This window comes from Chryseomicrobium aureum, assembly GCF_043182735.1.
Classification (GTDB): Bacteria; Bacillota; Bacilli; order Bacillales_A; family Planococcaceae; genus Chryseomicrobium; species Chryseomicrobium aureum.
Genome location: NZ_CP171117.1, coordinates 2,083,066 through 2,109,113, shown reverse-complemented (window position 1 = coordinate 2,109,113; position 26,048 = coordinate 2,083,066). Strand labels below are relative to the sequence as shown.

Annotated in this window: 22 protein-coding genes and 1 pseudogene; 22 read left to right on the top strand and 1 reads right to left on the bottom strand. The window is 43.3% G+C overall.

The features are described from left to right. The first annotated feature begins 31 nt into the window (after positions 1–31). The 12 genes from ACF3OH_RS10970 to ACF3OH_RS10915 all read left to right on the top strand — a co-directional run bounded on the left by ACF3OH_RS10970 (position 32) and on the right by ACF3OH_RS10915 (position 13,347). Complete coding sequence (locus ACF3OH_RS10970; protein WP_204589762.1) at positions 32–292, top strand: YhdT family protein; 261 nt, start codon at positions 32–34, stop codon at positions 290–292. After that, a complete protein-coding gene (gene panF / locus ACF3OH_RS10965; RefSeq protein ID WP_392454678.1) occupies positions 289–1,731 on the top strand; it encodes a sodium/pantothenate symporter in 1,443 nt (480 codons plus the stop codon). Before ACF3OH_RS10970 ends, panF begins: the two co-directional genes overlap by 4 nt. 16 nt (positions 1,732–1,747) lie before the next feature. Further along, positions 1,748–2,668 carry a DMT family transporter gene (locus tag ACF3OH_RS10960; RefSeq protein WP_392454677.1) on the top strand — a complete coding sequence of 307 codons (921 nt, stop codon included), beginning with the start codon at positions 1,748–1,750 and terminating at the stop codon, positions 2,666–2,668. A gap of 224 nt (positions 2,669–2,892) precedes the next feature. Then, complete coding sequence (locus tag ACF3OH_RS10955; RefSeq protein WP_392454676.1) at positions 2,893–3,936, top strand: hypothetical protein; 1,044 nt, start codon at positions 2,893–2,895, stop codon at positions 3,934–3,936. 528 nt (positions 3,937–4,464) lie between these two features. After that, complete coding sequence (gene sigI / locus ACF3OH_RS10950) at positions 4,465–5,178, top strand: RNA polymerase sigma-I factor (RefSeq protein ID WP_392454675.1); 714 nt, start codon at positions 4,465–4,467, stop codon at positions 5,176–5,178. Continuing rightward, positions 5,175–6,128, top strand: a complete 954-nt coding sequence (locus ACF3OH_RS10945; protein ID WP_392454674.1) for a hypothetical protein — start codon at positions 5,175–5,177, stop codon at positions 6,126–6,128. Before sigI ends, ACF3OH_RS10945 begins: the two co-directional genes overlap by 4 nt. Positions 6,129–6,648: 520 nt before the next feature. Beyond that, positions 6,649–7,683, top strand: coding sequence for an N-acetyl-gamma-glutamyl-phosphate reductase (argC, locus tag ACF3OH_RS10940; protein ID WP_392454673.1), 1,035 nt, complete (start codon positions 6,649–6,651; stop codon positions 7,681–7,683). An 18-nt stretch (positions 7,684–7,701) separates the two neighbouring features. Then, positions 7,702–8,931 (top strand): bifunctional glutamate N-acetyltransferase/amino-acid acetyltransferase ArgJ, encoded by a 1,230-nt coding sequence (gene argJ, locus ACF3OH_RS10935; protein ID WP_392454672.1) that lies wholly within the window; start codon positions 7,702–7,704, stop codon positions 8,929–8,931. After that, entirely contained in the window at positions 8,894–9,703 is an 810-nt protein-coding gene (argB, locus tag ACF3OH_RS10930) for an acetylglutamate kinase (protein WP_392454671.1), read from the top strand. Before argJ ends, argB begins: the two co-directional genes overlap by 38 nt. Continuing rightward, complete coding sequence (locus tag ACF3OH_RS10925) at positions 9,696–10,817, top strand: acetylornithine transaminase (RefSeq protein ID WP_392454670.1); 1,122 nt, start codon at positions 9,696–9,698, stop codon at positions 10,815–10,817. The genes argB and ACF3OH_RS10925 overlap by 8 nt, the downstream gene beginning before the upstream one ends. Before the next feature lie 321 nt (positions 10,818–11,138). Continuing rightward, positions 11,139–12,260, top strand: coding sequence for an NADH-dependent flavin oxidoreductase (locus ACF3OH_RS10920; protein WP_392454669.1), 1,122 nt, complete (start codon positions 11,139–11,141; stop codon positions 12,258–12,260). Between the two features lie 334 nt (positions 12,261–12,594). After that, entirely contained in the window at positions 12,595–13,347 is a 753-nt protein-coding gene (locus ACF3OH_RS10915; protein WP_392454668.1) for a LysM peptidoglycan-binding domain-containing protein, read from the top strand. A gap of 602 nt (positions 13,348–13,949) precedes the next feature. Here the strand turns inward: ACF3OH_RS10915 and ACF3OH_RS10910 are convergent. Beyond that, positions 13,950–14,507: a helix-turn-helix domain-containing protein gene (locus tag ACF3OH_RS10910; protein ID WP_392454667.1), complete on the bottom strand. Its 558-nt coding sequence runs from the start codon at positions 14,505–14,507 to the stop codon at positions 13,950–13,952. A gap of 292 nt (positions 14,508–14,799) precedes the next feature. Between ACF3OH_RS10910 and ACF3OH_RS10905 the strand changes: the two genes are divergently transcribed. From ACF3OH_RS10905 to galU, 10 genes and pseudogenes are all read left to right on the top strand, one after another. After that, positions 14,800–15,984, top strand: coding sequence for an NlpC/P60 family protein (locus ACF3OH_RS10905; RefSeq protein ID WP_392454666.1), 1,185 nt, complete (start codon positions 14,800–14,802; stop codon positions 15,982–15,984). 122 nt (positions 15,985–16,106) lie between these two features. After that, a complete protein-coding gene (locus tag ACF3OH_RS10900; RefSeq protein WP_392454665.1) occupies positions 16,107–17,498 on the top strand; it encodes a S1C family serine protease in 1,392 nt (463 codons plus the stop codon). A gap of 138 nt (positions 17,499–17,636) precedes the next feature. Further along, positions 17,637–18,302 (top strand): annotated as a pseudogene (locus ACF3OH_RS10895) (glycosyltransferase family 4 protein); the annotation flags it as partial. Positions 18,303–18,731: 429 nt separating this feature from the next. Beyond that, positions 18,732–19,742: a Gfo/Idh/MocA family protein gene (locus tag ACF3OH_RS10890; protein WP_392456766.1), complete on the top strand. Its 1,011-nt coding sequence runs from the start codon at positions 18,732–18,734 to the stop codon at positions 19,740–19,742. 14 nt (positions 19,743–19,756) lie between these two features. Beyond that, the gene (locus ACF3OH_RS10885; protein ID WP_392454664.1) at positions 19,757–21,073 is read left to right on the top strand and encodes a nucleotide sugar dehydrogenase; all 1,317 of its coding nucleotides are present in this window, start codon (positions 19,757–19,759) and stop codon (positions 21,071–21,073) included. 14 nt (positions 21,074–21,087) lie between these two features. Beyond that, entirely contained in the window at positions 21,088–21,828 is a 741-nt protein-coding gene (locus ACF3OH_RS10880; RefSeq protein ID WP_204589746.1) for an acyltransferase, read from the top strand. 15 nt (positions 21,829–21,843) lie between these two features. After that, a complete protein-coding gene (wecB, locus tag ACF3OH_RS10875; RefSeq protein WP_204589745.1) occupies positions 21,844–22,914 on the top strand; it encodes a non-hydrolyzing UDP-N-acetylglucosamine 2-epimerase in 1,071 nt (356 codons plus the stop codon). A gap of 82 nt (positions 22,915–22,996) precedes the next feature. Further along, the gene (locus ACF3OH_RS10870) at positions 22,997–24,109 is read left to right on the top strand and encodes a glycosyltransferase (RefSeq protein WP_392454663.1); all 1,113 of its coding nucleotides are present in this window, start codon (positions 22,997–22,999) and stop codon (positions 24,107–24,109) included. Beyond that, positions 24,106–25,188 carry a glycosyltransferase gene (locus tag ACF3OH_RS10865; protein ID WP_392454662.1) on the top strand — a complete coding sequence of 361 codons (1,083 nt, stop codon included), beginning with the start codon at positions 24,106–24,108 and terminating at the stop codon, positions 25,186–25,188. Before ACF3OH_RS10870 ends, ACF3OH_RS10865 begins: the two co-directional genes overlap by 4 nt. Next, on the top strand, positions 25,185–26,048 hold the full coding sequence (galU, locus tag ACF3OH_RS10860; protein ID WP_392454661.1) for a UTP--glucose-1-phosphate uridylyltransferase GalU: 864 nt from the start codon (positions 25,185–25,187) through the stop codon (positions 26,046–26,048). Before ACF3OH_RS10865 ends, galU begins: the two co-directional genes overlap by 4 nt.

Here is a 26,048-nt window from a genome sequence, read left to right as displayed (position 1 = left end):
CAAAATTTAGAAAAGCGAAAGAAGGGTTGGCATGGACGCTCGTTTTAAAATCGCTCACCGGGAAGCGAAAATCGGTGTAGGCCTTGCAATTGCTCACTTTCTTTGGTGGTTTGGCTTCGCTTACGGACTTGGGAGTCGGCCGGTTGAAGAATACACGTATATTCTAGGATTTCCGGATTGGTTCTTTTACAGTAGCATTGTCGGGTTTGTTCTGATTGCCCTGACAATTGTTGTGATTGCGAGATTCTTCCTCACCGAAGTGTCGTTTGAAGAAGAGGAGGAGCGCGAATGAACTGGCAAGTAATTGTCCCGCTAGTCTTCTTCTTGATTGCGATCTTTGCGACAGGTTGGTTTGCGAGTAAACAAAAGGGAAGTTCCGGAAATTTCTTAAATGATTACTTTTTAGGCGGTCGCGAGCTCGGAGGATTTGTTCTTGCGATGACCATGGTGGCCACGTATGGGAGTGCTTCAAGTTTTTTAGGAGGACCCGGTACGGCTTACACTATGGGGTTTGGCTGGGTGTTGCTTGCGATGACCCAGGTCGTGACGGGGTATTTCGTACTTCTGATTCTCGGGAAAAAGTTTGCGATCATCGCTCGTCGCTATAAAGCCGTGACACTGATTGATTTCTTGAAAGCGCGCTATAACAGTCCGTTCGTTGCCATCTTGTCAGCATTTGCTATCGTCATCTTTTTATTTTCGGCAATGACGGCACAATGGGTCGGTGGTGCGCGTCTCATTGAAACGTTGACGGGACTGAGTTACACGTCTGCACTCTTTATTTTTGTGGTTGCTGTCCTGGTTTATGTGACGACTGGAGGATTTCGGGCGGTCGCCCTGACGGATGCCGTGCAGGGAACAATCATGATCATTGGTACAACCATATTACTCATTGCCGTTATCATCGCAGGGGGCGGGATTCCAACTATCATGCAAGACTTGTTGTCGGAAAACCCGAATCTCGTGACACCTTATGGAAATGACGGGAACTTGTCAGCGGCCTACGTCTCGTCATTTTGGATTTTAGTGGGTGTCGGAGTCGTAGGACTTCCACAAATTGCTGTTCGAGCGATGTCGTACAAAACATCTCGGGGCATGCACCGGGCACTTGTCATCGGAACCATTGTGACAGGGTTTATCATGTTGAACATGCATTTGATTGGTGTGTTCGCACGTGCTGTTATGCCGGGAATCGAAGTGCCGGATACAGTGATACCAATGATTGCACTGGATGTATTACCCCCATGGCTTGCAGGAATTGTATTAGCTGCGCCTTTAGCGGCCATCATGTCGACAGTCGATTCTTTGTTATTACTTGTCAGTTCGTCTGTCGTAAAAGATGTGTATCTCGGGTACGTTCAGCCAAATGCATCGATGAAGACGGTGAAGCGTCTTAGTTTTGGAGTGACAGCTGTTTTAGGCTCGATCGTCTTCGTTCTAGCAGTGAATCCACCAGAACTTTTGATCTTCTTGAATTTGTTCGCGTTCGGAGGATTAGAAGCCGCATTCATCTGGCCGATCGTGCTCGGACTCTACTGGAAATATGGCAATAAATATGGCGCGATTGCTTCTATGCTAACAGGAATCTTCGGCTACATCGCCTTGCATTTTTACAATGTGGAAAACGGAAATCTTTTCGGCATCCATACAGTGGTCGTTCCAGTCGTAGTGTCATTTGTTGCGTACATCGTGTTCAGTTTACTCATAAAACGACAAGTGTATCGTTTCTAAAGAGAGGAGGCGCGTCATGAGTCGCGTGAAAATCTACTGGATGCTTGTCGGCGTTATGTTTACTTGGGGCGCCAATGTTCCGATGCTGAAATTTATTGGAACCTACGTGCCTCCTGTTACCGTGACAGGAATCCGTATCTTGATGGCAAGTCTTACTGTCTTTCTAATTTTGAAAGTATTAAATATTTTGCGGAAACCGACAAAGCGGGAATGGAAGTATATTTTGGTTGGCGCTTTTTCAAATGTATTGCTCCATCATTTGTTTCTCAACCTTGGACTTGCAGAAACGTCTGCCACTTCTGGTGGTTTGATACTTGGAACGGGACCGATCTTAACAGCGATAGCCGCAGCGATTTTCTTAAAATACTTTCCATCGCGTCTACAATGGTTGGGCTTACTCCTGGGAATTTCCGGTGTCACCATTGCGGTTTTGGTCGGCTCCACAGGATTTGATACAAATATCGGAGACTTCTACATATTCATTTCAATCTTGTCGCAAGTTTTAAGCTACATGGTCGTTGTCAAAGCTGCTCGGACACTAGACCCACGTGTAATGACGGCCTATATGATGGGCGTGGGCTCGATTGGCTTGATTGTGACGAGCTTGATACTAGAGCCAGGGGGAATGGTTGAATTTCTCGACGCCCCACCAATTTTCTGGGTCGTTTTCTTGGCATCGGGCTTGATTTCGACAGCTCTCGGCCACATGATTTACAACTATGCAATCGGGCAAGCAGGAGCTACCCAATCTGCTATCTTCATGAATTTGAACCCATTATTTGCGATGATTCTTTCCAGTCTCTTCCTTGGAGAAATCCTCACGCTCCGGCATTTCGTCGGCTTCTTCCTCATCGTGGCGGGTGTCATGCTCGGTTCTGGTGCGGCGGAAGACCTCTACAAAAAACATAAAGCGAGATCAACCACTCCCAGTAGTTAGCGGGAGTGGTTTTTTTGAGGTGATCTTTTGGGGTGACAGGCACCAAATGGGAGCAGTTCCCAAATGGTGCCTGTCACTATTTGGAGATTACATCCATTTCCAGACAAGGTAGGTCTAATTACCTGAAAATTCAGCTATACCCCCAAAAATCGAATACTTCCTCACGAATAGGATGGCGTACACCACTTTGGTGGTGAAAAAATTTCCTATGAGGTGATGGACACATGAAGACACGCAAATGGAAACGTATGACAGCGGCAGCGATGATTGCCACAATGACAATAACAGGCGCAACATATGCTTGGGCAGATGAGTACAAATCTGTTTCTCTAAACGACATAGAGGAAACGACAGCTCCAGTTGTGGACTCGACAGAAGTTGAGAATGATAACTTATACGAAGAGATAGCGCCTTCAAACGAGGAATTAAAAGCAGTGTTTGAAGAACGCATTGCTAAACTAAATGAACTGATTGTACAAATTGACGACGAAGAAATCACAGCACTCTTAACACAAGCTGTGGAACGCTTCGAATCTAAGATTGCTGAACTTGAAGCGGGTGAAGGTGTGGAAGAGCCAGTCGACGGTGAAACGCCAATTGAAGGCGAAGAGCCTGTTGAGGGCGAAGAACCGACTGACGAAAACACAGAACTTGAAATGAAAAAAGAACAACTTGCGTTCAAGATTGCCATCATGACAAAAGTCTATGAGCAAGTTGGAAGCGATCAAGCACGTACTGCAATTCAAGCGAACATCGACAAATTCCAAGCTCAACTAGATGCTCTTAACGAGAAAGCTCCAGTTGAAGAGCCAGTCATCGAGGAACCCGTAGAGGAAGAACCAGTCGTCGAGGAACCAGTAGTTGAAGAGCCTACAATTGAAGAAGAAGTCGCAGAAGAGCCTTCAGAGAAACAAATTCCTGCAGCTGCAGTAGCAGGAAAAGTAAAAGCTGAAGAAAACAAAGCTAAAGCAGAAGAAAAGAAAGCTGCTGCTCAAGGCAAAGCCGAAAAGAAAGTAGAAAAAGCGCAGGCTAAAGCAGACGAAGCAAAATCAAAAGCAGACGAGAAAGTAGAAAAAGCGCAAGCTAAAGCAGACGAAGCGAAAGCAAAAGCAGAAGAAAAAGTAGAAAAAGCCCAAGCTAAAGCAGACGAAGCAAAATCAAAAGCAGACGAGAAAGTAGAAAAAGCGCAAGCTAAAGCAGACGAAGCGCAAGCTAAAGCAGAAGAAAAGAAAGCTGCTGCTAAAGAAAAAGGTAATGGCAAAAACTAACAATTTTTGAAAGGGACGCATCTTTGCGTTCCTTTTTTTAATCGGTACCTGTCACCAATTACCAGCGGTTCCCATTTGGTGCCTGTCACCACTCCCAACTGGCAATGTCCGCGGAACTCGATTCAGTGTCCGTGAAAGGACCATTCAGTGTCCGCAAACCCGATTTCAATGTCCGAATAAATCGGCAATGTCCGCGGAACTCGATTCAGTGTCCGCGAAAGGACCATTCCATGTCCGCAAACCCGATTTCAATGTCCGACTAAAGAGACTTTTCCCCCGAACTAGCCAGAACCTAAGTCTCAAAGACCTTTCTTGAACAGATCACTTTCGCTTAATTCTACTTTCGACTAAATAAAGACCCCCATAAATCAACTTTCCCATGCGAATAACACTACGTAGAACACCAACCAAATCAACGGTATCGTGCATTCTACTCAACTTTAAACCTGAAACAGAACAGTTCTTTTCCTCGCTTTTTTCTATGGTACTATTAAAGAAATGAGTATAGGAAAGAACGGAGGGGTAGTAGTGCGATTCTCTTTGTTTTCGAAAAACGACAATCACGAGCTGCACCTCGTGATGCGTGCAAAGGCGGGGGATGAGGAGGCGCTGCACGACCTTCTCATTGCCCACACCCCTTACATTAAAAAAACAGCTTCCTTTATATGCAAGCGAGCAATAGACGAACACGATGAAGAATACAGCATCGCGTATCAAGCCTTCCATGAAGCCGTCGAAAATTACAATCCGGAGTCATCTGCCAAACTTACAACATTTGCGCATTTGATTATCAAACGCCGGATTATCGACCATATCCGAAAAGAACAACGCCATACGCAGCACTTAACGGGAGAAGCGGCGGATGTTGAAATGGCCGATATAGCGGTTAGTACATTTGCAGACTATCAGTTGCGCATGCAACGAAAAGAAGAAATTAGTGCGTATCAACTCGCGCTGTTCCCATTTCATCTTACATTTGATGAACTGACAAAACTGGCGCCAAAACATGAAGATTCCCGCAAGACCATCATAGAAGTTGCTCACATTATTGCCGACACACCGCAATTCGTCGAGCATCTAGAAGCGAAGCACACATTGCCACTGAAACAAATCGAAGACCTTGTAGACGTCTCACGAAAAACACTTGAACGTCACCGAAAATACTTGATTGCCCTCGTCATTTTACTGACAGGAGATTATCCTGCTCTAAAAACAATGGTGAAAGGAGGAAGGCGAGAATGAAACACTACGGAATCGTGATGGAAATCAATAAAGACTACTGCATCTTTTTATCCGATGAAGGCGACTTCATGAAAGGCATTCCAGATCAAGAAGTCGATGTTGGTGAGTACACGTATTTCACAGAATACAAACTTTCCTACTTCCGAGCAAACTCGACCTTCCTTGCTCCAGTGTTAGCGGTAGCAGCCACAGTTTTCCTGATCTTTGGCGCGACCTTAACGGATATGCCCGAAGCATATGCCTTCGTAGACCTTGAAAATGGAGAGCGTATCGAAATCGGCATAGATGATGAAGGGACGGTTGTGTATGTGGAAGGCTATGATCAACCGGACGCCTTGAAAAATCGGAAATTGGAAGAAGTGCTTGTAGAACTTGCTGAGACATTAGAAGGTACAGAGTTTTCAGCGGATGCGACACGCGATCAACTGATTCGTGCAAAACTAGCCGATGCGATTGAACAAGCTGAATTTACAGTACAACAAGCCAATCAATCAGAACCCGTAGAGCAAGAGGTAGAAGCACCAATTGAAGAAGCAGTTGAAGTGGAAGAACCTGCATCTGAAGAAACCTCAGAAGCGCCGGGGCAAGCAGGAACGGCACCAGGTAAATCTGGACAGACTCCAGCAAACGGCCAGGAGCCACCAGGTAAGTCAGGAGAAGCCCCTGGTAAATCAGGTGACAATCCTGGGAAGTCTAACGAAGCCCCTGGGAAATCGAGTGATAATCCAGGCAAGTCTGAAGACGCGCCTGGAAAGTCCGAAAGTGCACCCGGTAAATCAGAAGATGCCCCTGGAAAGTCCGAAAAAGCTCCGGGACAGTCTAAAGGGAATTCGGGTGAAAACGGAAAATCCAACTCCAACGGAAATTCTGGGAATTACGGAAACTCAAACTCTAACGGAAACTCGAATTCCAATGGAAACGGTAAAGGCAATGACAATGGAAACAACTAAACTCTCAAGATCTGCACTCTAAAAGTGTGGGTCTTTTTTATATGGTGCCTGTCACCATTTACCAGCAGTTCCCATTTGGTGCCTGTCACCAATCGTTCGTCACCATTCAATGTTTTTGAGTGATACTGCTCTTAAATTCAATCGACAAGAGAAGGTAGTGAGTTCCTGGGGAATCAGAGTATGGCGGAGACCCCGCAGTGGAGGCGAGAAGTGCAAGCTTCTCGTATGCCAAGAGGAGGCTCCGCTATGCTCCCCCTGGAACTCACTGCCGTAGCGCCAGAGATTGACTACTAAAAGTAGTGGCGTTCTCCACACCTAAATGGAATCGAGTTCCGAACGCCAGAAACACGCTCCGGAATCAGCCGCACCCGCAAAGACTGAAGAGCGCCTTCACGGGTACGTCTGATTTCCTCGGAGTTTCTAGAGTGGCGTTCTCCACATCTAAAAATACATTTGACTTTATAATTATGCAGTCGTATACTAAAAAATAACTTGTTTTGGAATCGGAGTTGAAACCACTATGAAAATCGGCATAATTGGTGCTACAGGGTATGGGGGACTAGAACTCATCCGTATTCTGACAAACCACCCGAACGTCCACGAAATCCACGTGTTTTCCTCATCAGAAGAAAATATACACATTTCGCATAAATATACGCATTTAATGAATATAATCGAACAACCGTTGCAGGCTATCTCGATAGATACTCTCGCAAAGCTAGATGTTGTCTTTACAGGCACCCCAGCAGGCGTCGCATCGACCATTCTCCCAGATCTGCTCGGGAAGGGGCCAAAACTGATTGACCTCTCCGGTGATTTCCGGATCCAAGACCCCACAATTTACGAAACGTGGTACCAAAAACCGGCAGCTCCCCAACAGGCGGTTCAACAAGCGGTCTATGGTTTACCAGAATGGAACCGGCAACAGATCCAAACAGCCGAGCTCATCGCAAACCCGGGGTGTTATCCGACGGCAACACTACTTAGCTTGCTTCCGCTTATTAAAGAAGGCCTGATTGACCCGGCACATCTTTATACAGATGCAAAAAGTGGCGCTTCCGGGGCAGGAAACAAACCATCGCAACTCACCCATTATAGTGAGCTGAACGAGAATTTCTCAATCTACAAAATCAATAGCCACCAACATATCCCAGAAATCGAGCAGACCGTCACCACGCTGACGGGTAAAACACCGACGCTCTCATTCAATACACACCTCATCCCGATGACGCGTGGCATCATGGCAACGAGTTACGCACCGCTAACGGCAGGTACTACAAACGAACAAATTCAAGAAGCCTTGAAAACTGCCTACGACAAGGAACCGTTCGTCCGTGTGCTAGCTGACAAACCCGTATTCAGCACGAAACAAGTGTACGGTTCGAACTTCTGTGACATCCAAGTCACCATCGATCCTCGGACCAACCGGGCAACCATCGTCGGGGTAATCGATAACTTGATGAAAGGTGCGGCCGGACAAGCCGTTCAAAATATGAATCTCATGTGCGGACTCGATGAAAAGGCGGGGCTGACCCTCGTCCCTCTCATGATCTAGCGAAAAGGAGCGACTCTTATGGAATTGACTATCACACAAACACTCAAAAAAATCGAACGAAAATCACTCGTCTCACCGAAAGGTTTCACCGCGACCGGCATACACTGTGGCATCAAGCATAAGAAAAAGGACCTCGCCGTCGTCATCAGCGAAGTACCGGCTTCAGTAGCAGGCGTCTTCACAACAAACGCGATTCAAGCAGCTCCACTGAAAGTCACAAAAGACGTTGTATACAACACAAAAAAGATGCAAGCAATCTTCGTCAATTCCGGAAACGCCAATGCATGTACAGGAAAACAAGGGGATCTCGACGCGCTCGCCATGCAGCAACTCGCTTCTGACCAGTTTAACATCGCACCAGAACTGATTGGTGTGGCGTCAACTGGCGTAATCGGCGAGCCACTTCCGATGGCACCGATCATCCATGGTACGACAAAACTTCAACCAAACGATGAGTTGACGGGCGCACTCGATTTCGCACAAGCCATCATGACAACCGATACGGTAATGAAAAACACATCGTACGCAACGAAGATTGACGGAAAGGAAATCGTTATCGCAGGCGTCGCAAAAGGGTCTGGCATGATTGAGCCGAACATGGCGACCATGCTTGGCTTCATAACTACAGACGCGAACATCGACTCCGAGCACTTGCAAGCTGCTCTTTCGCAAGTGACAGAAAAAACGTTCAACTCGATTACGGTAGACGGGGACACATCAACAAACGACATGGTGCTCGTCCTTGCCAACGGACTTGCTGAAAACAATGCACTCACACCGGATCATCCGGAATGGGGCACATTCGTATCGGCGCTCGAAATGGTCTCTCAAGACCTTGCAAAACTGATTGCAAAAGACGGGGAAGGCGCGACGAAGTTAATTGAAGTGAATGTTACAGGTGCCGTTTCCGATGAACAAGCACGTAAAATCGCAAAAACAGTTGTCGGTTCGCCACTCGTGAAAACTGCAGTTTTCGGATGCGACGCGAACTGGGGGCGCATCATTGCAGCGGTCGGCTATAGCGGAATGGAAATAAATCCAGAAACGATTACCATCAAACTGGGGGATATTTTAGTCGTAGAAGACAGCGAACCAGTGAAATTTTCCGAAGACCAAGCAATGAACTATTTGAAGCAACACGAGATTTCAATTTCAGTGGACCTTCACCACGGACCAGGCGAAGGCCGCGCATGGGGGTGTGACTTGACGTATGACTATGTCCAAATCAACGCAAGCTATCGTTCCTAATTGCCACGTCATCAAAATCGGAGGCAGCACGCTCGCGAACCTTTCCGAAGCCTTTATTAAAAGTTTGAAACGTCGAGTAGCTGCAGGGCAGAACATCATTGTCGTTCACGGCGGGGGTCCCAACATCAATGAAGCACTTGCGCATCAAGACATTGTATCGGAAACAATCGACGGCATCCGCGTCACGACACCTGAGATGATTGCGACGATCCGCAATATTTTGATTGGGGAAGTAAACTCGGGGCTCGTCGGAAAGATCAATGCTTCGGGTATTTCAGCAGCTGGTCTTAGTGGGTTTGATGGTGTATTTACATGTGATTATTTAGAACAGGAAATATATGGGGAAGTAGGCGTTGTCACAGACGTCAACGCGTTAAAATTCAAACTCTTTCTAAAAGGCGGCATTATTCCAGTCGTCGCATGCATTGGAACTTCCGCAACAGGAGATCCGCTCAATATCAACGCGGATACACTAGCGGCGGGTATCGCATCTGGCGTCCAGGCAGAATCCCTGCTGTTGGTGACCGATACACCGGGCATCAAAAAAGACGGAGTCACCGTGACTTCTGCGAGTGAGCAGGATATTCGGAAGTGGGTCGCGAATGGTATTATTTACGGAGGGATGATCCCGAAAGTACAGGCCGCTCTCGACTGCCTCGAATCAGGTGTCAAGGCGGTCCAAATCACCGATGATACACTTGTCGGCACGACTGTCCAGGCGACCAACCCACTGATTACTCGACTCACCAAGGAGGTTCACACGAATGCCTGAATCACTGACAAAAAGCCGTTTGTTTCAAAACTATGCACGCCGCCCGATTGAACTCGTCAAAGGGCAGGGGACGAAAGTTTGGGATGCAGATGGCAAAGAATACCTCGATTTTATCGCTGGAATCGCAGTGCTCGCTCTGGGCCATGCCAATCCGCAGGTCAATGCGACACTGAAGGAGCAATCCGAAAAACTATGGCACGTCTCGAATTTATTTGAAAGCAGTGGACAGGAACGACTCGCTGCCTTGTTGACGTCTGGCACGCATTTTGACCACGCCTTTTTCTGCAACAGTGGAGCGGAAGCGAACGAAGCCGCAATCAAACTCGCACGCCGTCACACCGGAAAGCATCATATCGTGACATTCACAAATTCTTTCCACGGCCGCACATTCGGCGCGATGTCTGCAACGGGGCAAGACAAAGTGCAAAACGGCTTTGGTCCACTCGTCTCGAAGTTCACGCATGTTCCGTTCAATGATTCGGAAGCCTTGCGTGGTGCTGTAAATGAAGAAACTGCGGCAATCATGTTAGAAATTGTCCAAGGGGAAGGAGGCGTCAACCCGACAACTCCAGAATTTGCAGCGACGATCCAAGAGCTGTGCGACACAAATGGCATCCTACTGATCGTTGACGAGGTCCAAACAGGAATCGGCCGCACAGGCACACGCTATGCATACGAGCAGACAGTGTTAAAACCTGATATTATCTCGCTTGCAAAAGGTCTAGGCGGAGGCTTCCCGATTGGTGGAATCCTTGGGACAGAAGAAGTCGGCGTATCGTTGACACCAGGTTCGCACGGTACAACTTATGGTGGAAACGCGCTTGGTGTCGCGGTTTCCCACACAGTCGTCTCTACTGTATTCGAGCCTACTTTCTTACAGGAAGTCACGGCCAAAGCGGCTTACCTAAAAGACAAGCTATCTGCGAAATACGAAGTCCGCGGCATGGGACTCCTGATGGGAATCGTCGTCGAAGACAGCGCAGCATTCGCAGCCGACATGCAAGCAAAAGGCCTACTTGTCGTCCCAGCTGGCGCAACCGTCGTCCGTTTGCTGCCACCACTCAACGTCTCGTACGAAGAACTCGAGCAAGCAGCCGCTATCTTGCTCGGCTAATCAGCTCTCCTATGGATTAAGGCGCTCTGTGAATCGCTATCCACTATACTCTCTTGACTCTTCCCCCCTCGGAAGAGTTTTTTTGATACTTTTTTTGGTGTTTTTTTCTTGGTGCCTTTCTTGGTGCCTGTCACCATTTTCCAGTAGATTCCATTTGGTGCCTGTCACCTTTTGGAAGCCGTTTCCAAAAGGTGACAGGCACCAAATGGGCTTTATTTCCCAAAAATAATTCGCCACACGAAACTTTCGAGTCACATCACTTGAACTCTCTTCGCCACTTCAGTACGCTAGACAAAATAACATCACGAAGGAGAGACAAACATGACAGCACTTTGGCAACAACCTCTGACTTTACCGAATGGAGCAACACTTAAAAATCGTATTATGATGGCTCCGATGACCACGTATTCATCGGAAACGAACGGTGACGTTTCGGACCAAGAAATTGCTTACTACGCACGTCGCGCAGCTAGTGGAATCGGTGCTGTGATCACAGCTTGTGCTTATGTACAGCCACAAGGCGCTGGCTTTATCTACTCGATTGGTGCAGAATCAGACGATCGCCTGCCGAGCCTAAAACGTCTAGCAGCTGCTATAAAAGACAACGGCAGTACGGCTATTCTTCAAATTTTCCACGCAGGCCGTCAATCAAATGGTCGCGTGTTAAATGGAGGAACTCCAGTTTCAGCGAGTGCCGTCGCCTACCCGCGGGAAGGTGCAGAAACGCCGCGTGCACTGACTTCAGACGAAGTAGAAGAGACAATCCGTGCATTTGGGGAAGCGACACGTCGTGCAATCGAAGCCGGATTTGACGGAGTCGAGATCCACGGCGCCAATACATACTTGATTCACCAGTTCTTCTCGTCACACTCGAACCGCCGAGACGACAAGTGGGGGCAAGACCGTCGTGCATTCCCACTGGCTGTCACGCAGGAAGTGAAACGTGTAGTAAGTGAAATTGCACCAGAAAACTTCATTGTTGGGTACCGCTTCTCTCCGGAAGAGAATACAGACCCGGGCTTTACAATAGAAGAAAAGCTGAATTTGATTGATCAGCTTGCCGACCAAACCCTTGATTATCTACACATTTCTCTCGGTCAATTCTTTGACACTTCCTACACAGACGAAGAAGGCACCTCACGAATTGCGCGTTTTGCGGAAGTGATTAACGGGCGCACGCCTCTTGTAGGTGTTGGTTCACTGAATACGAAGCAACAAATTGACCAGGCCGCTGCTTCTGGCTATGCAGAACTTTTCGCAATTGGACGTCCGATTGTCACAGATCCCGAGTGGTACCCGAAACTTGTCGAACGAAAAGAAGAGTTGCTACTAACAGAAATCGACCCGACCAACCAAGATGCGCTCGACATTCCCGATCAACTTTGGGAAAAAATCTTGAACGTCACTGGTTGGTTCCCAGTGAAACAAACATCCTCTAAATAACAGCATTTTAGGAGCGAGCCCAGGGCTTGCTCCTTTTGTCAAATGGTGCCTGTCACCATTTGGAAGTAGTACCCATTTGGTGCCTGTCACCTCCGGAATCTTTATCCTACCTATGCCCAAAAACTCAATTTACCCTATAAAACTATTACAAAACATTAAATACTACCAAATACACTCTTATTCTGTAACATTAGTGTAATATTTGTTAAAGCTATGACCTATTCCTCATCAAACTATCGGTAAATTGAAAGTTTACTGCAACATGGTTGTTATTCTCCTGATACATCTAGGTGGTACGATTGTACTCGTTAGTGAAAAGGAGGAAATTCATACTATGAAAAAACAAATCGTTGCACTAACCGCTTTCGCCGGCTTACTATTTGGAGCTGCGACATCTGCATCAGCATCAGAAGACACATACACAATCAAAAGCGGAGACACACTGTGGTCTATTTCTCAAAAATACAATGTAACAGTACAGGACTTAAAGAGCTGGAACGGACTTTCGTCTGACCTCATCTTCCCGAATCAAAAACTTTCAGTGGAAGGTACAGCGTCAGTGCCATCTGCACCCGCTCAGCCAACAAAAACAGAATCTTCATCTTATACAGTGAAGTCAGGTGACACACTTTATCGCATCGCTGTAAACCATGGCGTTTCTGTAGCAGATTTGAAAGGGTGGAATGGTCTATCATCTGACCTGATCTTCCCGAATCAAAAACTTGCTGTTCAAGGTGGAAGCTACACAACACCTGCTAGTAACCCGACACCACCTGCACAGACTTCACCAGAAGCTGTGAAAACTTTCCAAGTGGAAGCAACGGCATACACAGCATATTGCACAGGATGCTCTGGAATTACTGCAACAGGAATCAACTTGCGTGCAAATCCGCATCTTAAAGTAATTGCAGTGGATCCGCGTGTCATCCCACTAGGCTCACGTGTTTGGGTAGAAGGATATGGAGAAGCGATTGCTGGGGATACTGGCGGCGCTATCAAAGGAAACAAGATTGATTTATTCATCCCGAACCAACAACAAGCTTTAAACTGGGGCCGTAAAACAGTCACTATCAAAATCTTAAAGTAATCAAATAAATCCCGTAGGCTCACCAGGAGCTTACGGGATTTTTTAGTGCGTTTAGTGTCTTTTTAAGTACCTGTCCCAAACACTATTCTGACATTCATGACTATTCACCAACTATGCATCTGGAAGCCGCATTACTGCGTTATATTTTTGATAAATATAAATTGTATTGGAATTGTTTGGGTACCAGGTACCTTTTGGGAACCACTTCCAGTCTCGGCCATCTCACTATTTTATTAGACAAATCTTTAGCGAATGTCCGCTAACCCAGATTCAATGTCCGCCAATAGGTAGTTCAATGTCCGCCAATCGGAGATTCAATGTCCGACCAAATCGGCGATGTCCACATCTAAATTGAAAATCGAGTTGCGCCTCCTAGAAATCCCGCAAGAAGCCATCGCGGCCTATGAAGCAAAAAACGCTTCACAGTCCACGATGGCTTCTCGCACAATTTCTGAACAGTCGGCTCCACATCTAAATGGAATCGAGTTCCGAACGCCAGAAACACGCTCCGGAATCCGTCGCACCCGCAAAGGCTGAAGAGCGCCTTCACGGGCACGCCGGATTTCCTCGGAGTTTCTAGAGTGGCGTTCTCCACATCTAAATCAACGCCAGTTCGCCGTCATCGCCCAAACCGCGATAGCTGGCTTCTCACCAGGGTTGAAAAACCGGTGCGGCAGCTCACTATCAAAGAAAATCGCATCGCCTTCCGTTAATGTATACCGATCCGGACCCACTTCCACAATCAACGTACCTTCTAGTATGTAGCCACATTCTTCGCCCTTATGTTGAATCACCTGATCCTCGACTTCTTCGCCGGGATCGACAACCAATTTAAAGAAACCGATATCTTTTCCGATGCTTGGGGACAATAGGTGATACTCGCTGTTCGGACGGATTCGCTTTACAACCAATTCGTCATCGCGGCGATACACATTGACACGTTCGCCATCCGTTTGATCGAAAAAGGCGAAAATCTGCACGTTCAAACTGTTCGCGAGATTCCACAAAGTTTCAAGGGAAGGGGATACGAGCCCTCGCTCAATTTGCGACACCATGCTCTGGCTAACACCAGCGCGTTTCGCAAGTTCTTCTGATGTAATTCCTACTTCTCTGCGCAACATACGAATGCGACGACCAATTTCGACCTTCGGAAATTCCAATTACTTCACCTCTCGAATTAAACGTTGTACACCTATTGTCTTATAAAGTCGAAAAATATACAATATTCAAATTTAATAAATAGTTACATATATAAGAGTATCTCTAATAATTTTTGCAATCTCATACATCTCACCAATTTTCATAGAACTAAACATAAATTCGTTCTTTGTAACGAAACTGTAATATAACTGTAACTATAAAAACGTACTGTATCTGCTAATATTGAGCTTGTAGTTTAAACGTATATAAAATTCAAACAAATCGTAATTAACACATGGGGGACTTAAAATTTTGAAAAAAACAATTGTAACAATTGCCGCCGCGTCATTTTTGATGTTCTCACCTCTTGTCACGGAAAACATTGCAGAAGCAAGTACAACTATTGTCTACACAAATCAAGTTTCACCATTACAAGGTACATATAAAGTTAGTGCTCAAGCGCCACTACGACGCAGTGCAACAACTGGTGCTGCAGTTATCGTAAATGCTCCAGTAGGCGCTACACTAACAGCAACAGATCAAATCACACTTAATAATGTTCATTGGACAAAAGTTCGTTTCAACGGGCATCATTCTTGGACACAAACTTCTAATTTATCAAAAGTAGAAGTTGCTCAAACATCTAATTCGTCAGCGCTTCAAAATCATGTGGCAAAATATAAATTCAATACAACTTCACCGATTCGTAGAGGAGCAACAACATCATATGCCTCAGTCGCAACGGTAGCCTCAGGAACTGTAGTTACTTCTGAATACAAAATCACTATCAACGGAGTTGAATGGAAGCGCGTTATTGCCAATGGTCGTAGCGGATGGGTAGAAGCAAGTAAGTTGTCCACATATACAGCACCCGCAGCTCAAACTAGCGTTTCAAATAAAATGACTGCCATGTCTGGTACATTCAAGACACTGCATAATACAAACCTTCGTCGTGGAGCTACAACTGCTTATGCGGTTATTACCACAGTACCTGCAGGAGCGACAGTAACTGCGACAGATCAAATTACTATTAACGGTGAAACATGGTACCGTGTAAAATATGGTTCTCATCACGCGTGGCTTCTAAGTTCATTGGTAAGCCAGGTTACAACACAACAAGCTTCAGCGCCTGCTGCAAACAGTTCAAAAATTGTTGATGTAGGATTATCTCTATTAGGTACTCCATATCGTTTTGGTGGAACAACAACTGCAGGCTTTGATTGCAGTGGATTCACACAATATGTGTACAAACAAGCTGGTAAATCGATTACACGATCTACAGGAACTCAGTATGCAGAATCTACACCAACTTCAAATCCACAACCAGGCGATTTAGTGTTCTTTGCAAACACATATAAAGCTGGTATCTCACACGTAGGTATTTATATCGGAAACAATAAAATGGTACACTCTGGCGGAAGTAAAGCGGAAATAATTGATTTGAAATCAAATCCTTATTGGAGTAAACATATCCACAGTTACCGCTCAATTAAATAATTTTAAAGGCTTCAGTTAGATAGTAATTCTAACTGGGCTTTTTTTATGTTGTGAATAAAGCCCGTATAAGAGTATTATTAATAGTAATATCGTTTATCAGATATAAGTCAGGAGGTACCAGTATGAGAAAAATTTTAATATTTTCATTAATTGTTATCATCTCTGGAGTTGCTCTATATATATTTTCTCCTGACTCGGAAGAAGTCCAACCGGTACAATTTGAGTTGAAAAGAAATCCGGAGATTAGTTATAGCAAACTACTTGTGTCTATAGAAGCAATCACTTGGTTAAACGAGGTTGCGACTGGCGATACTGAGGAAAGTCCTTCCGCAAATGAATCTCCTATAAATAATGAGGTTGGCCAAGTTGTAATTCTAGACAGTCAAGGTATGAATAACGACTCTTTTAGTGGATCTACTCAAAAGCAAAAGCCAAACTCCTCGGGCGAAAAAACTGAATCAGAACCTAAGCCAACTGCGCCAAATACTGTAATAGAAACAAAACCGAAACCAAATGTTGGCAAAGTGCCTCCAGTAAAAAATGCTGCTACATCAATTGATGCTTCATTAATTGAAAAGGCAAAGTGGAGTACATTTACACTATATACTGATAAACAGCAAGGTAGTGGAACATTAATAAATAATATAGGGTTTGTTATTACGAATGCTCACGTTGTGGCTGAAAGTCTCTATATCACTGTAAAAGACTCTCAAGGAGTGCAATATGATGGAGTATTAGTTGGAAAGTCCGTGTCTGAAGATTTAGCGCTTATTTTTGTTAAAGAACTAGTTGGGAGAGAGCCGTTAGGACTTTTGAATACAGAGGTTGAAAAAGGAGAAGAGGTATTCACAGTTGGTTCACCTAGTGGCAAGGAGAATACTATTACAATAGGAAGAGTTACGCAAACTGGAATTAATATTGTAACTAACTACACTTATAATCGTCTTTATGAAATAGATGCTGAGCTAGGCTTGGGCTCTAGCGGAGGTCCTTTGATTTCAGTTAAGAACAAAAAAATAATTGGTATAAATTCAATGGTTGCGATTGAGTCGAAGAAAATAGGTTTTAGTATTCCTTCTAGTACCTTACTGCCAATCGTGAACAACTGGATTTCTGAGTACGAGGCAACTCAAAATGAGAAGAGTAAAGAGGAATTAAGAGTAAATTTAATAACTACATTTGTTGAAGAACTATTGTGGGAATTAGAAAACTATTTAACTACAGAAGATTATAGTGGGATAGAGAGTTTAATTGGTAAGGATAACGAATTCTATAATCAGTTGATTTCAGAAATTAATACGCAAACAAGAATTGTGAGAAATGAAGCTCATGACCAAACGCTCACAAAAGTTGATGCATTTTCATATAAAACTCAACGTGAAATTTTGGGAACATTCGTTAATGAAAACAATGAAACTATAACAACTTCGTATAAGTTAGAGCTAAAATTTCAATTTAAAGAAGATAGTTTAGTAATTCCGGTAGAGGGTAATTTCTCAAAAATTATCAGATAGAATTTGTAATTTATGTTGTATCACTATAAAATAGTAAAGTTGAGCCTAATGTAGTTTGAATTCGTAACTAAAGTGTAACAGTCGATATTCTTCAACTGTAGTATACTTGCATAGACAAAAGATTGTAGTGGTGAAATTATGATAACAAATCTATGGCTGCTTTCTGCAGTGACCATAGCATCTGCATTACTACTTACACCAATAGTAATAAAGATAGCTTTTAAATTCGGGTTCATCGATCAGCCGGAAGCTAGAAAAGTCCATTCAAAACCGATGCCACGAATAGGTGGTCTAGCTGTATTTGTTGCAGTCGGAATTGGCTTCTTGTTGTCAGATATCGTAGATGCTAAAGTGACAGGGATTCTAGTTGGGGCAGTTATTATACTTATAACGGGTTTGATAGATGATCGCTATCAAATTAAGGCGTTATATAAACTTGGCGGTCAGATGCTGGCTGTTGTAGCCGTAATTGGTAGTGGTCTCAGTATTGAGATACTTAGTGTGCCGGGTGTAGGGAAATTTGAGCTTGGTATCTTTGGTGTTGCCTTCACATTTATATGGATGATTGGTATTATCAATGCCATTAATCTAATCGATGGCTTAGACGGTTTGGCAACAGGTGTCTCAATTATCATTTTTGCTACGTTTGCCTATATGGCATTCGCGGCAGGGACAGAGCTTATTTTAACGTTTTCTATTCTGTTGATGAGTGCAGGCTTAGGGTTTTTAGTTTACAACTTTAATCCAGCTAAGATATTTTTAGGAGACACAGGATCCATGTTTTTTGGTTATGGGATCGCTGTGTTGTCAGTCCTAGGACTATACAAAAGTGTTGCCCTCTTCAGTTTGATTGTTCCTATACTTATTTTGGGCGTTCCAGTATTTGATACATTGTTTGCAATCATTCGACGGAGAGTTAAAGGCACCCCTGTATATTTGCCAGACAAAGCACACTTGCATCACCGTCTTTTGCAGACGGGGCTTTCACATAAGCGGAGTGTTTTGAGTATTTATGGCATTAGTATTTTATTTGGATTACTGGCTATTAGTTTTGAAACAATTCAAATTCGATGGTCGATTATCGCCTTGATTGCCATGCTGTTATTCTTACAGATTCTTGCAGAGCGTTTAAAGCTTATCGAAACTGAATTTAGACCTTTTATATTAATTGGCCGATATGTTATCGGTTTTAATAGGAAAACTGGTGGGAAAGATAGTAGGAGGAATAGTGACGTGATTAATTATGCAATCGTTGGCATGGGATTTATTGCTGACAAACACATTCAAGCAATTGAAGAAACACCAAATGCAAAACTTATCGCAATCTGCGATACAAATGAAGACCGTTTACAAGAGGCGCCACTAGGGGTTGCAACATTTACAGATTTGCAGACAATGTTAGATGAAATGCCAGAAATTCATGCTGTAAATATCTGTGTTCCTTCAGGATTGCACGCAAAACTGGCTTTGCAAGTTATCAACAATAAACGCCATGTTGTGCTTGAAAAACCAATGGCTCTTACTTCAGAGGATGCAAAAGCGATCATGGACGCTACTTCACAAGCAGGCGTAAAATTGACTGTTGTCCATCCAAACCGCTACCGTCCAGCGATCAAAGAATTAAAAAAGGTACTAGAACATCCAGAGGCCGGACGTGTGAGCCATGCAAACGTAACAGTCCGTTGGAATCGTAATCAAGAGTACTATGATCAAGCCCCTTGGAGAGGCACAAAAGCATTTGATGGCGGCGTTTTAATGAATCAAGCTATTCATAGCCTTGATTTGTTGCTTTGGATGATGGGGCCAGTGAAAGCAGTACAAGGTATGGTGACAACTCGTTTCCGTAAAATTGAATCGGAAGACGTAGCGACTGCACTAGTTGAGTTTAAGTCTGGTGCTCTTGCGGTAATTGAAGCAGCCACAACAATTTATCCCAAAAATTTAGAAGAGTCCTTAGCAGTTTTCACTGAAAACGGTAGCTTCAAAGTTTCAGGGGCGAACGCACTTTATATTGATACGTGGGATGCATCATTTGTTACGGAAGCTGAACGAGAGGCTCTCAAGCAAAAAATTGAACAAGACCCATGGGGAGAGCGTGGACATGTGGCGATTATTAAATCCATGACTCACGCTATTCAAACAAACACAGAGCCTGAGGTCGTGGGAGTAGATGGGTATAATCCTGTCAAATTAATTGAAGCAATCATTGATTCATCTGAAAAAGGAACGAAAATCTATTTTTAAGTGGAGTGTAGAAAATGACGAACTATTATCAACAATTGCATGATAAATTAACAAACCATACAGCAGTAATTGGAGTGGTGGGACTCGGATATGTAGGATTACCCCTCTCTGTTGAAAAAGCAAAAGCTGGATACACGGTAATTGGATTTGACGTACAACAAAGTAAAGTCGAATTAGTAAATAAAGGCGTAAATTATATCGGAGATGTAGTAGATGAAGATTTAAAAGTAATCGTGGCTTCTGGAAAATTCAAAGCATCAGCTGATTTCTCAGAACTTGCGAATGTAGATGCAGTAGCAATCTGTGTTCCTACCCCTTTAGATATTTATCAACAACCTGATACTTCTTATGTAGAAAGTTCAGCACGAGAAATTGCAAACTATGCGAAAAAAGGGACGTTAGTTGTTCTTGAATCAACTACATATCCTGGTACGACTGAAGAAATCATTTGCAAAGAGTTAGAAAGCAAAGGGTTCGTAGTTGGAGAAGACATTTTTGTAGCTTATTCACCAGAACGTATCGATCCAGGTAACAAAAGCTTCAACACGAAGAACACACCGAAAGTAGTAGGTGGAATCACTGAAAAATGTACGGAAGTAGCAGCACTACTATATAGCTCTGTATTAGAGGGAGAAGTTCATAAAGTTTCAAGCCCTGCAGTAGCAGAGATGGAGAAGATTTTTGAAAACACATTCCGCCACATCAACATTGCATTAGCAAATGAAATGGCTATTTTGTGTGAAAAAATGGGAATCGATGTATGGGAAGTAATTGATGCAGCGAAAACTAAGCCTTATGGATTCATGGCATTCTACCCTGGCCCAGGTTTAGGTGGACACTGTATTCCGATTGACCCATTCTATTTAACATGGAAAGCACGCGAATACAACTACCATACACGTCTAATTGAGCTTGCTGGAGAAATCAATAATGCTATGCCTGACTATGTCATCACTCGAGCAATGCAAATTCTAAATGAAGATGGTATTGCCTTGCGTGGGGCCAATGTTGTTCTTTTAGGTATTGCATATAAGAAAGACATTGATGATATGCGAGAATCTCCATCCTTAAAATTAGTGGAACTTTTAAAACATCACGGCGCTTCTATTACATCAGTAGATCCACATGTTTCTGCATTCAAAGTGAACAAAGAACAGTTTGAGACGGAACCATTAACAGAAGAAATTCTTGATAATGCGGATTTAGTGATTTTAGCTACAGACCATAGCGATTTTGATTATGAATTGATTGCACAACGTGCGAAAGTTATCTTCGATACGCGCAATGCATTTAAAGGAATCGACAAGCCAAATCGTTACATCAAGTTGTAGGAGGTCAAAGTGCAATGAACTTCATTCATGATAGTGCAAAAATCGGTGAAAATACTACAGTAGGTCACTTCTCTGTAGTAGAAAAAAATGTAGTTATCGGCAACAACGTCACAATCGGTAATCGTGTTTCAATTTTAGCAGGTACGATTATACATGATGGCGTTACGATTGACGACGGAGCGGTTGTAGGGAAGCATCCAAAAGTAGCTAAAACAAGTACGATGAAACTGTCAGGATCCCTACCTGCACTAGAAATCGGTAATGAGACTGCTATTGGAGCAAACGTAGTGCTCTATCAAGGTGCTACGCTAGGTAAGCAGTGTTTAGTAGCAGATTTAGCGACGATTCGTGAGAATGTAGAGATTGGTGACTTAGTCATTATTGGACGCAATGTTACTGTAGAGAACCACGTTAAAATTGGGGAGCGCTCAAAAATTCAATCCAACTCTTACTTGACTGCTTATACAACACTTGAAGATCGAGTATTCATTGCACCATGTGTCACTACAACAAACGACAACTATATGGGACGCACAGAAGAGCGATTCGATAAAATAAAGGGAGCAACCATAAAACGTGGAGCACGCGTTGGTGGAGCCTCAATTATTCTTCCAGGTATCACAATAGCAGAAGAAACGTTTGTTGCTGCGGGAGCTTTGGTAACAAAAGATACTGAAGCATCAAAGCTGATCAAAGGAATTCCTGCCAAAGTTGTGAAAGATGTACCAGAGAACGAGTTGCTTTCTAATCAATAAAAGAGGAGATATCTGATGAAGATTATTACAGTGATTGGAGCAAGACCACAATTTATTAAAGCTGCACCCGTGTCACGTAAAATTCGTGAGACAGTGGAGGAAAAAATCATTCACACCGGTCAACACTACGACACGAACATGTCTGATATTTTCTTTGAAGAATTGAACATTCCAAAACCCGATTATCGATTAACAGTCTCTAGCCCGAACCACGGAGCGATGACTGGTGACATGTTAAAAGAAATCGAACAAATTCTATTGGATGAAAAACCGGACTATGTATTAGTTTATGGCGATACGAACTCCACACTGGCTGGTGCGTTAGCCGCGTCTAAATTGCATATTCCGCTTATTCACATTGAAGCTGGTTTGCGTAGTTTCAATAAGAAAATGCCAGAAGAAATCAACCGTGTTCTAACTGACCACGTTTCTGAACTTTTGATTTGTCCAACAGATACGGCGGTCAACAACCTAGAAAAAGAATCTGTAACCCGAAATGTATATAATCTTGGTGATGTCATGTATGATGCAGTGCTTTACAATCAAGAGATAGCAAATGAAAAATCTACAATTCTTGCAGATTTACAGTTAACGAAAAAAGACTACTACTTGATTACGATTCACCGTGCCGAAAATACGGATGATCTTTCTCGTATGGAGTCTATCTTAGAAGCTTTCAAACAAATTGAAGGAACAAAAGTGTGGCCGATTCACCCGCGTACGAAACAACGATTGATGAATTATGGAGTCGACTTCTCTTCAATTCCAGGACTTCGAGTTGTTGATCCAGTAGGCTATTTAGATATGCTTGCCTTAGAGACATCCGCGAAAAAAATCATTACAGATTCTGGTGGAGTACAAAAAGAAGCTTATTTTGCACACGTTCCATGTATCACAGTTCGTGATGAGACAGAATGGGTGGAAACTCTTGTGGAAGATGCAAATCAACTAACAGGTGTTGACACAGACAAAATTGTAGCTGCAGTGAAGAAAGATGTTGCGCCTTCGTATAAACCGCTGTTTGGTGACGGAGACATGGCTGGCAAGCTGAAAGATTTGATTGAATCTCACAGTCTAAAGAACTAATTTCATCTTACTTGACCTCACTCGACCTAGATTGTAGGTCGAGTGAAGTTGTTTTACGAATATTTTTAAATCGGAGGTCCCAATGAGCAGTTTTTTAGTTTATTATCCTTTCCAATTAGCGACAAACCCTCAAAGTGGTTCTCAATTACGACCACTTGAAATGTTACAAGCTTTTGATCGATACGCCCAGTCTGCAAATAAAAAAATGCTCATAATTTCTGGGACTTCTAGCGAGAGAATGGCCCAGTGGGAAAAATTAGTGAAAGAGGATGGCTTGGAGGACATTGAGTTTTGTTATTCAGAAAATCAGACTATTCCCCTTTGGTTGACAGACCCCTCTCATATTCCGACGAAACCTTTTATCGACAAAAGCGTCTTTAAAGAGTTGAAGCGTAGAAATATTCCAATTGGTGTTTTTTACAGAGATGTCTATTGGAAGTTTGATGATCTCTACCCGGTAAAGGGTCTTAAGAAAGTAGCTTTACAGACAATCTATCGTTTAGAAGAAAAGTTTTATCAGAAGTATGTTTCCACAGTTTTTCTTCCAAGCCAAGCAATGTCTCGCTATGTCAGTATTGCTACGAATCATGTTCCATTGCCTCCTGGTGGGAGACGAGTCGAATTGCCGGAAAGAAAAACGCAGATTTCCCACCCACAAGGCATCTATGTGGGAGGAATAAACAGTGAGGACTATGGTGTTGAAACTCTATTAGAAGCAGTCAAAGAACTAAAGCAAGAAGGTACGCAGTTCGAGTTGCACATCGCTTGTCGTGAAGACGAGTTTGAAAGAGCAAAAGCAAAAAGGCCAGATGTCTTTCACGAGAATTACGCGACATTTTATCATAAAAACGCATCTGAGCTAGAGCAAGTCTATGCTGAGATGGACATGGCATTTATCCCTAGAAAGAAAACAGTCTACAATGATTTTTCAGTACCTGTAAAACTTGTTGAGTATTTATCTAGTGGAATTCCAGTTGTAGCTAGTGACTGTGATGCACAAAGAGAAATTATTGAACAAGGTGGCTATGGTGTCATAGTACAAGATGACAAAGAAGGAATGAAGCAAGGAATTCGAGAGATGATCCAATCTTCTGCGGCCATTAAACTGAAAATCCAGAGTGACTTTTTACAAAACCACTCGTGGGATGCGCGCGTACACAAGGTAGTCACTACCTTAGTAGGAGGCAATTCATGAAAGTAGCATTATTTGGACCAAGTAAATCAATACACACACATAAATGGGCAGTCTATTTTAAGAACCAAGGACATGAAGTGAAGGTCATTACGTTTGCCAATCACTTTTCGAAAGAGAATGCACAGGAGGTTGACACGATAACCTTGCCAGAAACAAAAGGTGGAAAGCTAGGTTATTTATTGACTGTACCAGCCCTTAAAGGCATACTGCAGTCTTGGAAACCCGATATTTTCCATGCACACTTCATCTCTAGCTATGGGTTCGTAGGTGCCCTGACAGGGTACAAACCATTTTTTGTATCTGTTTGGGGGAAAGATATTTTCGATTTCCCCAAATCATCAGGTATCAACCGGAAAATTATTGAATTTACGTTAGCACGTGCGAATGTTGTGATGTCGACTAGTCACATCATGGCAAAAGAAACAAATCTTTATACGAACAAGAAAATATGGGTCACACCATTTGGAGTCGACACGACAAAATTTAGGCCCGCATTGATGCAACAAGAAAAATCTGAACAGTTACGAGTGGGCACAGTTAAAGCTCTTAGCGATAAGTACGGCATAGCAGACCTTGTAAAAGGATTTGCCAGTTTACACACTCGTTTTCCAGAGAGTGAATTGGTGATTGCTGGAGACGGACCACAGAGAAAAGAATATGAAGAATTAGCAAGCTCTTTAGGAATTGCAGATGCAGTTACATTCATGGGGAAAATACCACATGATCAAGTGCCACTGACAATTCAAAGTATGGACATCTTTGCAGTCCCGTCCACTGAAAATAGTGAAAGTTTTGGCGTGGCTGCTGTTGAAGCGATGGCTTGCGGTGTCCCGGTTGTAGTCTCTAATGTAGGGGGATTGCCAGAAGTAGTTGTAGCAGGTGAGACGGGAATTGTAATTGACAAAGAAAGTCCAGACCAACTTGCAGAGGCTTTAATACGTCTCGCCACTTCATCCGAATTACGAGGAACTATGAGTCGTCAAGGTGTGGAGCATGTTGCAAAGCACTACGATTGGATCAAAAATGCAAACTACATGGAAAGTCTCTATATAGAGTATATGAGAGGAGAGTTAAAATGATTAAGAAAGCAGTCATCCCTGCGGCAGGGTTTGGAACACGCTTTTTACCGGCTACTAAAGCTGTGCCGAAAGAGATGTTACCGATTGTAGATAAACCAAACCTCCAATACATTATAGAAGAAGCAATTAATTCAGGTATCGAAGACATTATTATTGTCACTGGCCGTAACAAAAAAGCTATGGAAGATCACTTTGACCGTTCAGTTGAATTAGAGCTTTTATTAGAAAAAACTAATAAACATGAACTATTAAATACTGTAGAACAAATCTCAAACCTTGTAGATATTCATTATGTGCGCCAAAAAGAACCACTTGGTTTGGGTCATGCAATATTATGTACGAAAAAATTCATTGGGAATGAACCATTTGCGGTATTATTGCCGGACGACATCATTGATAATGAAGAACCTGCACTAAAACAAATGGTAAATCATTATAATGATGTTCAATCATCAATTTTAGGTGTCAAAGAAGTTCCTCATAATGATGTAGACAAATATGGAATCGTAGAAATTGAAAAAAGTTCCACTTCTTTATATCCAATTAAGGGTGTTGTAGAAAAACCGGCAGTTGATGTAGCTCCTTCAAACTTAGCAATTGTTGGACGTTATATTTTAACACCTGAGATTTTTGACAAACTAGAGAATGTTAAGCCGGATGCTAAAGGTGAGATTCAATTGACAGATGCGATTGAATCCCTACGATTCGATCAATCAATCTATGCTTGTGCTTTGGAAGGCACCCGGTATGACGTTGGAGATAAATTTGGGTTCTTACAAGCTACGTTTGACTTTGCAATGAAACGTGAAGAATTGCACGAGCCACTGAAAAAATATTTGAAAGAAAAGTTGGAAGAATAG

Bases quoted from the DNA above. Each gene is read 5' to 3' on its own strand.
- ACF3OH_RS10970 (WP_204589762.1), top strand. From the start codon at position 32: ATGGACGCTCGTTTTAAAATCGCTCACCGGGAAGCGAAAATCGGTGTA.
- panF (WP_392454678.1), top strand. From the start codon at position 289: ATGAACTGGCAAGTAATTGTCCCGCTAGTCTTCTTCTTGATTGCGATC.
- ACF3OH_RS10960 (WP_392454677.1), top strand. From the start codon at position 1,748: ATGAGTCGCGTGAAAATCTACTGGATGCTTGTCGGCGTTATGTTTACT.
- ACF3OH_RS10955 (WP_392454676.1), top strand. From the start codon at position 2,893: ATGAAGACACGCAAATGGAAACGTATGACAGCGGCAGCGATGATTGCC.
- ACF3OH_RS10945 (WP_392454674.1), top strand. From the start codon at position 5,175: ATGAAACACTACGGAATCGTGATGGAAATCAATAAAGACTACTGCATC.
- argC (WP_392454673.1), top strand. From the start codon at position 6,649: ATGAAAATCGGCATAATTGGTGCTACAGGGTATGGGGGACTAGAACTC.
- argJ (WP_392454672.1), top strand. From the start codon at position 7,702: ATGGAATTGACTATCACACAAACACTCAAAAAAATCGAACGAAAATCA.
- argB (WP_392454671.1), top strand. From the start codon at position 8,894: ATGACTATGTCCAAATCAACGCAAGCTATCGTTCCTAATTGCCACGTC.
- ACF3OH_RS10925 (WP_392454670.1), top strand. From the start codon at position 9,696: ATGCCTGAATCACTGACAAAAAGCCGTTTGTTTCAAAACTATGCACGC.
- ACF3OH_RS10920 (WP_392454669.1), top strand. From the start codon at position 11,139: ATGACAGCACTTTGGCAACAACCTCTGACTTTACCGAATGGAGCAACA.
- ACF3OH_RS10915 (WP_392454668.1), top strand. From the start codon at position 12,595: ATGAAAAAACAAATCGTTGCACTAACCGCTTTCGCCGGCTTACTATTT.
- ACF3OH_RS10900 (WP_392454665.1), top strand. From the start codon at position 16,107: ATGAGAAAAATTTTAATATTTTCATTAATTGTTATCATCTCTGGAGTT.
- ACF3OH_RS10885 (WP_392454664.1), top strand. From the start codon at position 19,757: ATGACGAACTATTATCAACAATTGCATGATAAATTAACAAACCATACA.
- ACF3OH_RS10880 (WP_204589746.1), top strand. From the start codon at position 21,088: ATGAACTTCATTCATGATAGTGCAAAAATCGGTGAAAATACTACAGTA.
- wecB (WP_204589745.1), top strand. From the start codon at position 21,844: ATGAAGATTATTACAGTGATTGGAGCAAGACCACAATTTATTAAAGCT.
- ACF3OH_RS10870 (WP_392454663.1), top strand. From the start codon at position 22,997: ATGAGCAGTTTTTTAGTTTATTATCCTTTCCAATTAGCGACAAACCCT.
- ACF3OH_RS10865 (WP_392454662.1), top strand. From the start codon at position 24,106: ATGAAAGTAGCATTATTTGGACCAAGTAAATCAATACACACACATAAA.
- galU (WP_392454661.1), top strand. From the start codon at position 25,185: ATGATTAAGAAAGCAGTCATCCCTGCGGCAGGGTTTGGAACACGCTTT.